Genomic DNA, 13393 nt, shown 5'->3' on the forward strand with positions numbered 1-13393 from the left:
GATGGTGGCCGCTTTTGCGGCTGCCCCTGCCCTGTCTGCCGATCTGAAGGATCTGCATCTGAACATCACCCCTCGAACCACGGATGAACGCGCCCGCATCGCCGGCGTCACAGCCCCACCGCAGGACTTCAGCGCACCGCAGCCGTTTGAAGAGCTCTCTGCCGGGGCCGCGACTGTACGAGTGCGCAATGACGCAGATGCGTTTTCACAGCCCTCTGGCAATCTGAGCTTCGATCAAGAGCTGGACTTCAAGGTCGGCAATGGGTTGTTCAAAAAAAAATGGGTCTCGTCGCCTTCCTCCACGCTGGCCTCTGACGGGTTGGGGCCGCTGTTTAACGCACGATCCTGCCAACGCTGCCATATCAAGGATGGACGCGGGCATACCCCGAACGGGCTTGAAGACAAGGCGATTTCCATGTTCCTTCGGATCTCGATCCCCGGAGCGCCAGAAGATGGCTATGCCGAGATCGCAGACTATGTCGCCACCCTTCCCGAGCCCACCTATGGCGGACAGATGCAGGATTTTGCACTAGCAGGGCATCCGGCGGAGTACCGGCTGGATATCTCGTACGAGGAAATCCCGATCGCGTTGTCAGGGGGTGAAACCGCGTCACTGCGCCGCCCAACCTACCGGGCAGCCGACCTTGGCTACGGGCCCCTGCACCCCGAGGCGATGCTAAGCCCACGGGTCGCCCCTCAGATGATCGGGCTTGGCCTGCTTGAGGGGATCCCAGTCGAAGATCTATTGGTCAACGCTGATCCTGAAGATGCGGATGGGGATGGCATTTCGGGTCGTCCCAACATCGTCTGGTCCTTGGAATATGGCGCACCGATGATGGGTCGGTTCGGGCATAAAGCGGGAATGCCGACAATCATGGAACAATCGGCTGCGGCATTTGCCGGGGATATTGGAATCTCCAGCCCACTTTATCCTGCCCCGCAAGGCGATTGCACCGAATTGCAGGTGAATTGCGTTGAAGCACCTCATGGCGACAATGATTTGCGCGGGTTCGAGATTGATCAGTTGGGCATGGACCTGGTGGCCTTCTACAGTCGCAATCTGGGGGTGCCCGGTCGCCGGGATGTAGACAGCCCCGAAGTGCTGCGCGGCAAGGAAGTATTTCACGCCACCGGTTGCGCTTCCTGCCACACGCCGTCGCATGTCACCCACCGCATGGACGACCGGCCCGAACATAGTTTTCAGCTGATCTGGCCCTATACCGATCTGCTGCTGCATGACATGGGCGACGGTCTGGCAGACAATCGCCCCGAGGCCCGCGCAACGGGCCGCGAATGGCGCACACCGCCCTTGTGGGGTGTCGGCCTGACTGAACGCGTCTCGGGCCACACTCAGTTCCTGCATGACGGGCGGGCGCGCAATCTGTTAGAGGCGATCCTATGGCATGGCGGCGAAGCACAAGCTGCACGCGATAGCGTGGTGTCGATGCCCAAACCGGACCGCGATGCCCTGATCCGTTTCCTGGAGAGCCTTTAAACATGCGTTACCTTCCTCTCCTCGCTGCGTTGATAATGCCCGTCGTGTCACTGGCACAAGATCGCGCCCCAATCCTGATGGATGTGACCGAAACGCATATCCTGCCTCGGTTCGACAAGCTGCCAGAGACAACAGGTGCTCTGGTCAGTGCCGCGTTGGTGGATTGCACCCCGACCTCACCCGGGCTGCGTGCCGCATATGGTGACGCCTTCGACAGCTGGATTTCCGCCAGCCATCTGCGATTTGGCCCAACCGAGGTAGATGACCGCGCTTTCGCAATGGCTTTTTGGCCCGACACGAAAGGTTTCACCTCCAAGGCGCTGTCGCAACATATCGCCAGTAAGGATGAAGCGGTCCAAAGCCCCGAAGCTTATGCCGAGACGTCCGTCGCAGGGCGCGGTTTCTTTGCGCTGGAACAGATGCTTTACGACCCCGCCTTTGCTGATCAGGGCGACGCAGAATACCGCTGTGCTCTGATTCAGGCTATCACGGCGGATATCAGTGCCAACGCACAAGCAATGGCCGAAGACTGGCTGAGCTATGCCCCAAACCTAACCCGACCCGGAGAGGACAGTCGCTATCGGACGCAGGATGAGGCGATGCAGGAGTTATTCAAAGCCCTGTCTACAGGTCTTGAGTTCACCGCCGAAACCCGGCTGGGTCGTCCATTGGGCACATTCGACCGCCCCCACCCCAACCGCGCAGAAGCACGCCGGTCCGAGCGGTCCCTGCACCACATAGAGCTCTCGCTGATCGCCCTGCGCGATCTGGCCGCCCGACTGTCCTTCGATTACCCCGAAATCGCAGTCGATCTGGACGCTGCCTTTGAACGCGCAATCGAGAACGCCCAGTCTATTGATGATCCGGCCTTGGCGGGTGTTGCCGACCCGCAAGCGCGGTTCCGCATCGAGGCCCTGCAACAATCCATTCGCGATATCCGCACCATTGCCTCCACCGAACTTGGCCCGACACTGGGGATCAGCGCAGGTTTCAATTCGCTGGACGGAGATTGATCCATGCCGTCACGCCGTCACTTCCTGGCCGGTCTGACCGCAGCCACTCTCTCGCCGATCCGCGGCTGGGCTTCGGTTGGGGCGCCCGACTTTCTGGCTGCAGGGCTGTTTCCCGATGGTTCACATAGGCTGGCGGGTCTGAATGAGCAGGGCGAAACCCTGTTCTCGGTGCCCTTGCCTGCGCGTGGGCATGCCGCCGCAGCGCATCCGTTCAAAGCACAGGCCGTAGCTTTTGCCCGTCGCCCCGGAACATTTGCCGTGGTGGTCGACTGCGCCACCGGCGCGCAGATTGCGCAACTCACCGCTCCTGAGGGCCGCCATTTCTATGGCCATGGCACCTTTTCACCCGATGGTACAACTTTCTTCGCGACCGAGAACAACTATGAGGCCGGAATAGGAGTCATAAGTGTCTGGAACGCGGACAGCTTTGTACGGATAGCAGAGTTTCCCTCGGGTGGCGTCGGACCGCATGACATGCGCTTGATGCCCGATAGGCAAACGCTGGTGATTGCCAATGGCGGGATCCAGACACATCCCGAAACCGGGCGCACCAAACTGAACCTGCCGGTGATGGACCCCAATCTGACCTATCTGAGCCTTTCCGGCACTTTTCTTGAGCAGATTTCCTTGCCCCGATATCTACACAAGAACTCGATCCGGCATCTGGCCGTTCGACAAGACGGGCTGGTGGGCTTTGCGATGCAGTGGCAGGGCAGCACGTCTGAACACCCGCCGCTGCTGGGCCTGCACCGTCTCGGCGAAGCCCCGCGCCTGCTGTCGGCCCCCGACAAGGATCAAAGCATGCTCCAAGGCTATGCGGGGAGTGTCGCGTTTTCGGCGGACGGTACGGCCATTGCCATCACTTGCCCGCGCGGCAATGTACTACATCAGTTTGACGTCACCAACGGGACCTTTGCGAATGCCCATGCATTAGAGGATGTCTGCGGCTTGGGTGCAGGGTCAGACGGGTTGGTCTTTACCACCGGAACTGGCTTGTTTGGTACTTTGACCGGTTTGTCCCCTATGATCCGCGCCCACGCACACTGTCAGTGGGACAATCACCTGATACCGATCCGCCACCCTGAGTAAAACTCGGTTTTCTTCGTCACTTAGTTTACACTTGGAAGAATCAAACTGCTGCCGTATTGGCGGGCGCGAAACTGGCACCCTTACGTTAAGGATCAACTTGATTGAAACAGACGCCCGATGCACCGCATTCCATCTACGGGATTGAGAAATGGGGCAAAGGCCTCATCGAGGTGACGGATCAGGGCGAGATCGGTCTGCGCAACCCCATGTCGCCAGAGACAGCAGCGATCAGCCTGCTGGGTATTATCAGCGATTTAGATGACCGTGGCATCAAAGCCCCCATGGTTCTGCGCGTGACCTCTTATTTGGAACATGAAATCGCGCATCTGAACGATAGCTTCCGCGAGGCCATCGCGCGTGTTGGGTACAAGGGATCCTATCGCGGCGTTTTCCCGATCAAGGTGAACCAGCAGGCACAGGTCGTCGACCGGATCGTCGAGTTCGGTAAGAAGTACAACTATGGCCTCGAGGCCGGGTCCAAGCCTGAACTGGTGGTAGCCCTTGCGCATCGACTGGCGTCTGAGGCGCTGATCGTCTGCAACGGTGTCAAAGATGCCGAGTTCATCCAGCTGGCGATCCTGTCTCGTAAGATTGGTTTCAACACAGTCATCGTTTTGGAAAGCCCGAAAGAGGCCGACACGGTGATCAAGGTCTACAACGAACTGGGCATCGAACCTCTGATCGGTGTCCGGGTCAAACTGACCAACCAGATCAGCGGCAAATGGGAAGAAAGCTCGGGCGACCGCTCGGCCTTTGGCATGAACACGGATCAACTGGTCGCTACGGTGGACAAGCTGCGCGACGCAGGGCTGTTGCATTGCCTAAAGCTGCAACACTCGCATCTGGGCAGCCAAGTTCAGGACGTCAACGATGTGCGCCGTGCTGTGGGCGAAGCCTGCCGGTACTACACCGAGTTGACCCGTGAAGGCGTGCCGCTGACCCATCTCGACCTCGGCGGCGGCATGGGAGTGGACTATACCGGCGAGAAGAAGGCCGCCGAAAACTCGATCAACTACACGGTCGAAGAATACTGCGCCAACGTCGTTGAAACCGTGGCCTATGCAATGGATGAGGCCGAAATCGACCACCCCACGTTGGTCACCGAAAGCGGGCGCGCAGTGGTGGCGACGTCCTCAATGCTGGTGTTCAACGTGCTGGAAAGCACATTGTATGATGCGCCAAACGGCCCCGAGGTTGAGCCCGATGATCACCACATGGTCTCGGACCTTGCTGCAGTGCGTGGATATCTCAGCAAAGATCGCCTGCAGGAATGCTGGAACGACGCCACCTTCTATCGCAACGAGTTGCGCGCCCTGTTCCGCCGTGGCTATGTCGACTTGCGGCAGATGGCCCGCGCCGAACGCATCTACCTGTCCCTGATGGCGCGTCTCAAGGCGCTTGCTGCCAGCGACGATCTGGAAACGGATGTGGATGATCAGCTTGAGAAAGTGGCCGATATCTACCACTGCAATTTTTCGCTGTTCCAATCCCTGCCCGACGTCTGGGCCATCGACCAGCTCCATCCAATCGTGCCGCTGCAGAGTCTTAACCGGACACCCGACCGCCGCGCGGTGCTGTCCGACATTACCTGCGACAGCGATGGCAAGATCGACCGCTTCATCCTGGCCGACGGCGTCTCGCCCAGCCTGCCGGTGCATTCTCTGCCCGAAGATCAGGAATACTTGATGGGTGTCTTCTTCGTCGGCGCCTATCAGGAAACGCTGGGCGATCTGCACAACCTGTTCGGCGACACCAACGTCGTCACCATCGACCTGCGCGCCGATGGCGGCTTTGACTTGTTGCACGAACAAGAAGGCGACACGATTTCCGAAGTCTTGTCTTATGTCGAGTTCGACCCGCAGGATTGTGTCGCCGCCTTCCGCAAAATGGTGGACGAGGCGATCTCGACCGGTACTCTGAAAGCCAAGGACCGCAAAACCCTGATGAGCGCCTATCGCGGCTCGATCAACGGCTACACCTATTACGAATAATAAGGAGACGACCCAATGGGAAAAACACTGGTTGTCGGTGCAGGCGGCGTATCCCACGCAGCCGTGCACAAGATGGCGATGAACTCGGACATCTTTACCGAAATCACCCTGGCCAGCAGGACCAAGTCAAAATGCGACGCCATCGCCAAAGCGGTGAAAGAGCGCGTGGGTGTTGAAATCGCAACCGCCGAACTGGACGCCTACAAGGTCGAAGACACAGTCAAGCTGATCAAGGACACCGGCGTGGAAATCCTGGTGAACCTCGCCCTGCCCTATCAGGATCTGGTGCTGATGGACGCCTGCCTTGAGGCCGGTATTCACTACCTCGACACCGCAAATTACGAGCCCGAGGATGAGGCCAAGTTCGAATACCATTGGCAATGGGCCTATCAGGAACGGTTCAAAGAGGCCGGCCTGACCGCCATCCTCGGTTCGGGCTTCGATCCAGGCGTGACCAGCGTGTTTGCCAAATGGCTGAAAAAACACAAACTGGACACGATCCGCCAGATCGACGTGCTGGACGCCAATGGCGGCTCGAACGATCAGGAATTCGCCACCAACTTCAACCCAGAAATCAACCTCCGCGAGGTTCTGGCCGAGGTGCGCCACTGGGAAGGTGGCGAGTGGAAACACTCCCCCGCCATGACCCACAAGGTCGAGTTCGACTTTCCTGCCATCGGCCCCAAGAACATGTATCTGATGTATCACGAGGAACTGGAATCGCTTTCGACCCACTTCCCCGAGATCGAGCGTGCCCGCTTCTGGATGACCTTCGGCGACGCCTACATCACCCACGCAAAAGTGCTGGAAAACGTAGGCATGACCCGCATCGACCCGGTGATGCATGACGGCAAGGAAATCATTCCGATCCAGTTCCTGAAAACCCTGCTGCCCGATCCCGGCGATCTGGGCGCGGAAACCAAAGGCAAGGCCTGCATCGGCGATATCGCCACGGGTCAGGCCAAGGACGGCTCGGGCGAAAAGACCTTCTACATCTACAACATCTGCGACCACGAAGAATGCTATGCCGAGGTAGGATCACAAGCCGTCAGCTACACCACTGGCGTTCCCGCCATGATCGGTGCCGCCCAGGTACTAAAAGGCAACTGGCGTGAGCCGGGCGTGTGGAACATGGAACAACTCGACCCTGATGACTTCATGGATATGCTGAACGAACACGGTCTGCCATGGCAGGTCCACGAACTCGACCGCCCGGTCGAATTCTGACTAACCAGTGGGGATATCGCTCCCCTTCTTCTTGTTCACAAATACGGCGGGGGTCCGGGGGCAGAGCCCCCGGCCTCTCCACAACCCAGAGACGCCGGACATGCCCGACATGATGACCACGCAGGCCGGAGACGCAGGTGCCTTGCGCAATTTCGACCTCACCCTCGTCCCCACGCCCTGCTTTGTGGTCGACGAAAAAGCCGTCGAACGCAACCTGACCATCCTTTCCGACATTGGCACGCAATCCGGCGCACATGTCCTAAGCGCGCTGAAGGCGTTTTCGATGTTCTCGTTGGCACCTTTGGTGCGTCAGCATCTCGGCGGCACCTGCGCGTCCGGCATCTATGAGGCCCGCCTGGGTCGCGAGGAATATGGTGGAGAGGTTGCCACCTTCTGCGCGGGATACAAAGACGCCGACATAGATGAAATCCTATCGCTTTCGAACCACATCATCTTTAACTCTCCGGCACAAAAGGACCGGTTTCTTGCCAGGGCTCAGGCTGCCAAGGTGCAAGTCGGTCTGCGCATCAACCCGGAACATTCCGAAGGCGAAATTCCAAAATACGATCCCTGCGCCCCCTGTTCGCGGCTTGGAACCCCAGTGAGTCAATTGACCACCGAGGCTTTGGCCGGTGTCGATGGCCTGCATATGCACACGCTCTGCGAACAAGGGTTCGAACCGCTTCAACGTACCTGGGAGGCCGTTCAACCCAAAATCGCCCCCTTTATGGGCCAACTCAAATGGCTGAACTTCGGCGGTGGCCATCATATCACCCGTGACGATTACGACCGCGAAGGGCTGGTTGCCTTCATCAAAGCCATCCGCGAGTCCCATGGCGTCGAGGTCTACCTCGAGCCCGGTGAAGCCGTCGCGTTGGATGCGGGAATTCTGGTTGGGGAAATCCTCGACCTGCCGAAAAACGGCATGAACCTCGCAATTACTGATATCTCAGCCACATGTCACATGCCCGACGTGATCGAAGCCCCCTATCGCCCCGCCCTGATGGACGAGGCCGAGGCGGGCCATACCTACCGCTTGGGTGGTCCCTCCTGTCTGGCCGGCGACGTGATCGGCGACTACACTTGGGACAAGCCATTGCAGATCGGTCAGCGGTTCGCCTTTCTTGATCAGGCCCATTATTCAATGGTCAAAACCAACACCTTCAACGGCGTTCCCCTGCCAACCATCGCCTTGTGGAACAGCGAAACGGACGAACTGAAAATCATCAAAAAGTTCGGCTATAACGACTTTAAGGACCGCCTCTCATGAGCATTTTCCTCGATAGTGAACTGACCGAAGCCGAGCGTACCGAGGACGCCCGTTTTCGCGTGATCCCGGTCCCGCTGGAACGCACCGTGTCTTACGGGTCAGGCACAGCCAAAGGCCCCGAGGCGATTATCGAAGCCAGCAACGAACTGGAACGTATCACCGGCCACGCGGAACCCTGTGTCGAAGGTATCTTCACCGAAGAGCCGCTGGATTGCGACGCTGCCCTGCCCAACATCATGGAACGCCTCGCCCAACGCACCGAAGCTGCCGTCCGAGCAGGCAAAGTGCCCGTAACATTGGGAGGCGAGCATTCCCTCAGCTACGGCGCAGTGATGGGCGTGGCGCGCGCGCTGAACCAACCCATCGGTATCGTTCAAATCGACGCTCATGCTGACCTACGCAACGCCTATCAGGGCGAAAAACACAGCCACGCCTCGGTCATGCATCTGCTGGCCGAGGAAGGCATCCGTTTGGCCCAATTCGGCGTCCGCGCCTTTTCCACCGAAGAAGCCAAAAGCCGTCTGAAAAACCGTGTTTTTCATTTGGACGCAGAGGAACTGGTCACCGGAAACATCCACGCAGTCGACCTGCCCGAAGATTTCCCCGAGCTGGTCTATGTCAGTTTTGATGTCGACGGCCTGGACCCCTCCCAGATGCCCGCAACAGGAACGCCCGTGCCAGGAGGTTTGGGCTACTATCAGGCCTTGCGTCTGGTCGAACACGCACTGAAGGGCCGCACATGCGTAGGTTTCGACGTGGTCGAACTGGCCCCGGACGGCAATGCCGCCTGGGACTTCACTGCCGCGCAGATCGTTTATCGCCTGATGGCGGCCTGCTAAGCGTCAGAGGTTTCGTTCAACTCCATATGCCCCTCGCCTTTGTTCAGGACACGGCGCAGCATGGGCTCGAAAAACTCCAACGGTTTGGTCGGATAATCCGGGTCGAACGCTTTCTGATCGTATTCGTGACAGAAATAGCGGCAGTCCTCCCAATAGGGGCTGTCGCGGTACTTGTCGCGCGCGTTGCGATCACCGCCCAAGTGGTGGTTGTAATAATAGCCCTGAAACACACAGTGATGTTTGAGAATCCAATAGGTTTTCTCGCTGACATAGGGCTTCATCATCGCCGCTGACAGCTCACCATGGTTGTAGGGTGACAGAATATCGCCAGTGTCATGGATCAGGGCCGCGACCACCAACTCTTCATCTGCCCCGTCTTCATACGCGCGCGTCGCGGCCTGCAGGCTGTGTTGATAGCGGTTCACGGGATAGGGTGTCCATTCCTCGTCCAATGACCGAATGGCGTCGAGGATTCGGTCCGGCAAAGCTGCATTATACGCTTCCTCATATTCCAATACGGCGTCCCAGTCGGCCTTGGTCGCTTCTTCAAAACTAGTCCAGGTCGGCTTGTGGCTTTTATCCAGCATGGTTGTTTCTCCGGCGTGTTTCCTGCCCCGCAGAATACAGCGAGTCTCCTACTCAAAAAAATGAATTGATTTTATCACTTCGATGAAAAAATACTTTCAATATGCAAACCAAAGCTCTTGAGACTTTTCTATGTGTTGCTGAAACGGGTGGGTTCCACGCGGCGGCCCGAAAGCTGAACGTGACCCAGACAGCCGTTAGTGCCCGCATTCGCCTGATCGAGGAGGAAACCGGCAGACCGCTTTTCACACGTGGTGCCGGTGGCACGGCGCTGACTGGATTCGGGCAGCAATTCAAGCCTTATGCTGAGCAGATGCTGTCGCTATGGGCGTTTGCCTCGCGCGAATTACCTGATCAGACCCAAAGCCGCCCTGCGCTGCGCCTGGGTGGGCAACTCAGCATATGGGACCCATTGCTGGTGGACCTTGCCGTACGCTTTGAACAGCGCTTTGACAAGCTTCTACTGACGCTCAACTACGACCACGATCTGAACATGATCGAGGCAGTGGCAACTCATGTGCTGGATGCAGCCATCACGCATGAAAAGCCTGCGGACCGGCGGGTGACTTGGTGCGAATTGGAACCTGAGGCTTTGTCATTGGTGCAGACGCCACAGAAGCACACCGCCGAAGAGGATCTGGTTTTCGTCAATCTTGAGCTGGGCGAAGTCTATCAGGACCATGTCAGATCCGCCGCGCGACAGGCGTCTGGTCAGACCCTGTTTCTGGGCAATTGCATAATGGCGCTGCGTTATGTCCTAAAACGCGGCGGACGCGGCTATTTCCCCGATTACGTCATTTCAGATCATTTGAAATCTGGCGATCTGGAACGTGTTGCAGAAAGCGTTCCATTGCGGTTGCCAGTGTACTTGGTCACACGCAGTGACCAGCCGGAACTTGACGAGCTTCTGAGTTGCCTCACCGACCTGCGCGCCTAGGCGGGCGTGACCAACGTCTTGTCCGAACGCATTCGCTTGCGCAGGATCGGACGCCCCGCGATCAACAGGGAGACACCGGAAATCAGCACCCCCATGATAGCCGGAAGATAAAGTAGGATCCAAAGCTTGGGGTCGTCGATAACGACAGGAGATACAAACCCGCGCACACCTTCGAGCAGCACCAGAATCGTGAACGCACCCAGAATTTGGGGCCAGAGTCCAAACCGCGAAAAGCTGCCCAGCATAAGTGTCGAATACCCTGCCAGGGCAACAGCGACACAAATGGCGATCCAGGAAAACCGCTGATGCAATTCTTCGACCAGCTTGCCCTCGCTATACCCTTCGGCGGCAGAAATCTCACTGCGGTTCTGAATCAGCTCAACGGTTGGGATAGCCTCAAGACTACGTTTGGCCATCGGGCTTGTACTGGTCAATTCGGAGATGTCGTATGACGCGTCCTGAAACAGGGTCGAAGATAACCGTCTGCCTTCTTTGGTCAGGCGCAGCGCCACGCCGTCAACCATAACAAGGTGAATGCCGATGTCATTGTTGACCAGATAGGCAGTGGCACTGGAGTAGCTGACCGCGTTTTCAGGATCGCGCCGGTCCGAGACAAATACCTCACGCAGTGTCCCGTCCAGATCGATCTGGCCGATATATACAGTAACATCTTCGGCCGGGTGCAGGAACTCGCCTTCGTTCAGCAACTGCGCCGTCACATCGCCAGCGACCTCTGCTTGCCGAATCTCCAATTGCTCGACCGAAGCGGGGCGCAGAAAAACACTGATTGCCGCCATCATCAGGCCGGTAATCGCCCCAAACAGAACGACGGCACGGGCTAACCTGCGAGGGCTGGAGCCCGTGGCCAGCATTACCGTCAACTCACTTTCCCGGCTCAGACGATTGGTGGCGTAAACAGCAGCAGCAAACACGGCCATGGGCATGACCGTGCGGATCAAAGTTGGCAGGGTCAGGGCAGTGAATTCCAGAAAAACCATCGCGGACTGACCACCGCTGATCACGCGGTCAAACAGGCTGACCGACCGGGTGATCCAGAACACGCCGACTAGCACAAGGGTGAAAAAGCCAAACAGAATCAGCAATTGCCGCAGGAAATATCCATCAAAGCGCGACATGGGTCCTCGTGCGTGTGTTCGTTTGCACCGGACACTAGGGCATTCGGCGGTCAGAGGAAACAGGGATTGGTTGGCCAGAGGAACCCTGTTTGCGCTTTGGCTGAAGAAGTCCAAAGCATTGATCAGAACATTGAGCTTTGTGAAAAGGGCGCTTCGTGGCACATTTCTTGGATTACTTGGAATGGAGTTTGACACATGGCCCTGTTTTTTTCCCGCCGCACCTATAACGCGCAAAAAAAGAAATTCACTTTCAAGCCCGCTGCAAAAACCAGATACGTTCACATCACGCAAAAAAGCCCGAGCGGTAAAATTCGCAAAGGCGGCATCGTCAAAAAGGCCAAATGGCTTGATCTTGTCCGCCAAGAGGGCGGAGATTCGGACGTCCTGATCTATGTCCATGGTTTCAACACCAGCCAGAAGAGTATGCTGGACCGGCTTGAAAAGATTGAAAACGGGGTAAGGGCCAACGGGTATCAGGGGGCCGTTGTGGCCTTTGACTGGCCAAGTGATGGGTCGATTCATGCGTATGACTCAGACCGCTCCGACGCCAAGGCAGTTGCCCCACACCTCGTGGGGGATGGAATTTTACCGCTGTTGGGGATGCCTTCTCGCCCAAGGGTTCACCTGATTGCACATTCCATGGGGGCTTTGGTCGTTCTGCGCGGTTTCTCGGATTTCGGGGATTCGGCTGGACCGGGAAACAAGATTTGGTCCGCGGGTCAGATCATGTTTGCGTCTGGCGATGTCGACGCAGAGTGGCTTGAAAAAGGCGCTTGGGGAGATCTGGTTCTCAAAAAGCGTAGCAAGCGATTCACCAACTATTACAGCAGCAGGGACAAGGTTTTGGCCCTGTCTGGCGGACTTGTGCATGGCGGGCGGCAACGCGTGGGTCGCGTTGGAATGCCAAAGCTGACCTCGAAAGGTCATTGGGACATTTATTGCAACGAGCAATACAAGCGCGACGTACCAAAGGCGCAGCGCAAAATGATGAAATCCCATCGCTGGTGGTTCGACAGCGACGGGTTTTATCAGGACCTTGCGCTGACGATCGGCGGGCATCCTGCAAAAACGATGCCTACTCGGCGGAAGACAAACATCGGAGACCAAGCACTGCTGGTCTGACCCCTCGGTCGCCTAGCTTTTATCCGTCGAAGCAAACTGTTTTCGCTAATGGTTAACAGTCCGTGGACGCCCCGTTGGCCACACGTTCATGTGGCAGCTGCATAACGGACCATGAAAAAGTGGCCAATTCACGCGCCACGCCTTTATTGAAACGGTTTCGACTGACGCGGGGATTTGGCGCCAACGCACAAGTCGTCAACACTGGAAGCCGCTGCACTGCACGCTCAAATACCAAAAAAAGCGACGCCGAATACGGCATCGCCACTTGGGCCGCTTGCTCCTTGGCAACTCTTCACCCAAAGAATTCCGAACTGTTTCAGGATTATCGGCAAATTTGGGCACAGAAACCGAAGCCAATCTCTCTTCCTGAAAATTCAGAATGACTTGAACCACATCGCAAGACGCGTCCCGGCGCGCTTCAGGTTGTCAGCAGTGTTTACACCTAAAAAACGTGCGAACCATTGGGCGTGCTCTGCACATTACCAAACCAAGTTCTTGCTGTGGTTTTTAATGGCAGGGGCAGCAGGGTTCGAACCCGCGACCTACGGTTTTGGAGACCGTCGCTCTACCAACTGAGCTATACCCCTGTGGTGAGCACCCAGATATGCCAGCCGCGCAGCGGACTCAAGAGGCTTTTTCAAATTCCGCTCCACTATCTTATCCGACAAACAAGTTGCGCAAAATGTGCA

At 57.4% G+C, this 13393-nt stretch carries 11 protein-coding genes and 1 tRNA gene; 9 read left to right on the forward strand and 3 right to left on the reverse strand.

Annotated elements, in window-relative coordinates; translation table 11 throughout:
• The first annotated feature begins 1 nt into the window (after position 1).
• The 7 genes from GOV85_RS06120 to speB all read left to right on the forward strand — a co-directional run bounded on the left by GOV85_RS06120 (position 2) and on the right by speB (position 8924).
• On the forward strand, positions 2-1495 hold the full coding sequence (locus tag GOV85_RS06120) for a di-heme oxidoredictase family protein (RefSeq protein WP_171176273.1): 1494 nt from the start codon (positions 2-4) through the stop codon (positions 1493-1495).
• A gap of 2 nt (positions 1496-1497) precedes the next feature.
• Positions 1498-2508, forward strand: a complete 1011-nt coding sequence (locus GOV85_RS06125) for an imelysin family protein (RefSeq protein WP_171175947.1) — start codon at positions 1498-1500, stop codon at positions 2506-2508.
• A gap of 3 nt (positions 2509-2511) precedes the next feature.
• Positions 2512-3597, forward strand: coding sequence for a DUF1513 domain-containing protein (locus GOV85_RS06130; protein WP_171175949.1), 1086 nt, complete (start codon positions 2512-2514; stop codon positions 3595-3597).
• A gap of 101 nt (positions 3598-3698) precedes the next feature.
• The gene (gene speA / locus GOV85_RS06135) at positions 3699-5588 is read left to right on the forward strand and encodes a biosynthetic arginine decarboxylase (protein ID WP_171175951.1); all 1890 of its coding nucleotides are present in this window, start codon (positions 3699-3701) and stop codon (positions 5586-5588) included.
• Positions 5589-5603: 15 nt separating this feature from the next.
• Complete coding sequence (locus tag GOV85_RS06140; protein ID WP_171175953.1) at positions 5604-6815, forward strand: saccharopine dehydrogenase family protein; 1212 nt, start codon at positions 5604-5606, stop codon at positions 6813-6815.
• A 100-nt stretch (positions 6816-6915) separates the two neighbouring features.
• Entirely contained in the window at positions 6916-8085 is a 1170-nt protein-coding gene (gene nspC / locus GOV85_RS06145; protein ID WP_171175955.1) for a carboxynorspermidine decarboxylase, read from the forward strand.
• A complete protein-coding gene (speB, locus tag GOV85_RS06150) occupies positions 8082-8924 on the forward strand; it encodes an agmatinase (RefSeq protein WP_171175957.1) in 843 nt (280 codons plus the stop codon). Before nspC ends, speB begins: the two co-directional genes overlap by 4 nt.
• Here speB and GOV85_RS06155 read toward each other — a convergent pair.
• Positions 8921-9511: an HD domain-containing protein gene (locus tag GOV85_RS06155; protein ID WP_050604869.1), complete on the reverse strand. Its 591-nt coding sequence runs from the start codon at positions 9509-9511 to the stop codon at positions 8921-8923. The genes speB and GOV85_RS06155 overlap by 4 nt on opposite strands.
• Before the next feature lie 101 nt (positions 9512-9612).
• Between GOV85_RS06155 and GOV85_RS06160 the strand changes: the two genes are divergently transcribed.
• On the forward strand, positions 9613-10446 hold the full coding sequence (locus tag GOV85_RS06160; protein WP_171175960.1) for a LysR family transcriptional regulator: 834 nt from the start codon (positions 9613-9615) through the stop codon (positions 10444-10446).
• Here the strand turns inward: GOV85_RS06160 and lptF are convergent.
• Positions 10443-11582 (reverse strand): LPS export ABC transporter permease LptF, encoded by a 1140-nt coding sequence (gene lptF / locus GOV85_RS06165; protein WP_171175962.1) that lies wholly within the window; start codon positions 11580-11582, stop codon positions 10443-10445. The two genes, GOV85_RS06160 and lptF, sit on opposite strands and share 4 nt — an antisense overlap.
• A gap of 195 nt (positions 11583-11777) precedes the next feature.
• Here lptF and GOV85_RS06170 point away from each other — a divergent pair, with 195 nt between their 5' ends.
• Positions 11778-12704, forward strand: coding sequence for an alpha/beta hydrolase (locus tag GOV85_RS06170; RefSeq protein ID WP_171175963.1), 927 nt, complete (start codon positions 11778-11780; stop codon positions 12702-12704).
• Positions 12705-13215: 511 nt separating this feature from the next.
• Here the strand turns inward: GOV85_RS06170 and GOV85_RS06175 are convergent.
• Positions 13216-13291 (reverse strand) — tRNA-Trp (locus GOV85_RS06175).
• Positions 13292-13393 lie beyond the last annotated feature (102 nt).

The organism is Ruegeria sp. HKCCA4633, assembly GCF_013034605.1.
Lineage (GTDB): Bacteria > Pseudomonadota > Alphaproteobacteria > Rhodobacterales > Rhodobacteraceae > Ruegeria.

Excerpts from the sequence above, each read along its gene's own strand:
- speB (WP_171175957.1), top strand. The coding sequence starts at position 8,082 with ATGAGCATTTTCCTCGATAGTGAACTGACCGAAGCCGAGCGTACCGAG.
- nspC (WP_171175955.1), top strand. The coding sequence starts at position 6,916 with ATGCCCGACATGATGACCACGCAGGCCGGAGACGCAGGTGCCTTGCGC.
- GOV85_RS06140 (WP_171175953.1), top strand. The coding sequence starts at position 5,604 with ATGGGAAAAACACTGGTTGTCGGTGCAGGCGGCGTATCCCACGCAGCC.
- GOV85_RS06170 (WP_171175963.1), top strand. The coding sequence starts at position 11,778 with ATGGCCCTGTTTTTTTCCCGCCGCACCTATAACGCGCAAAAAAAGAAA.
- GOV85_RS06130 (WP_171175949.1), top strand. The coding sequence starts at position 2,512 with ATGCCGTCACGCCGTCACTTCCTGGCCGGTCTGACCGCAGCCACTCTC.
- GOV85_RS06155 (WP_050604869.1), bottom strand. The coding sequence starts at position 9,511 with ATGCTGGATAAAAGCCACAAGCCGACCTGGACTAGTTTTGAAGAAGCG.
- GOV85_RS06125 (WP_171175947.1), top strand. The coding sequence starts at position 1,498 with ATGCGTTACCTTCCTCTCCTCGCTGCGTTGATAATGCCCGTCGTGTCA.
- GOV85_RS06120 (WP_171176273.1), top strand. The coding sequence starts at position 2 with ATGGTGGCCGCTTTTGCGGCTGCCCCTGCCCTGTCTGCCGATCTGAAG.
- GOV85_RS06160 (WP_171175960.1), top strand. The coding sequence starts at position 9,613 with ATGCAAACCAAAGCTCTTGAGACTTTTCTATGTGTTGCTGAAACGGGT.
- lptF (WP_171175962.1), bottom strand. The coding sequence starts at position 11,582 with ATGTCGCGCTTTGATGGATATTTCCTGCGGCAATTGCTGATTCTGTTT.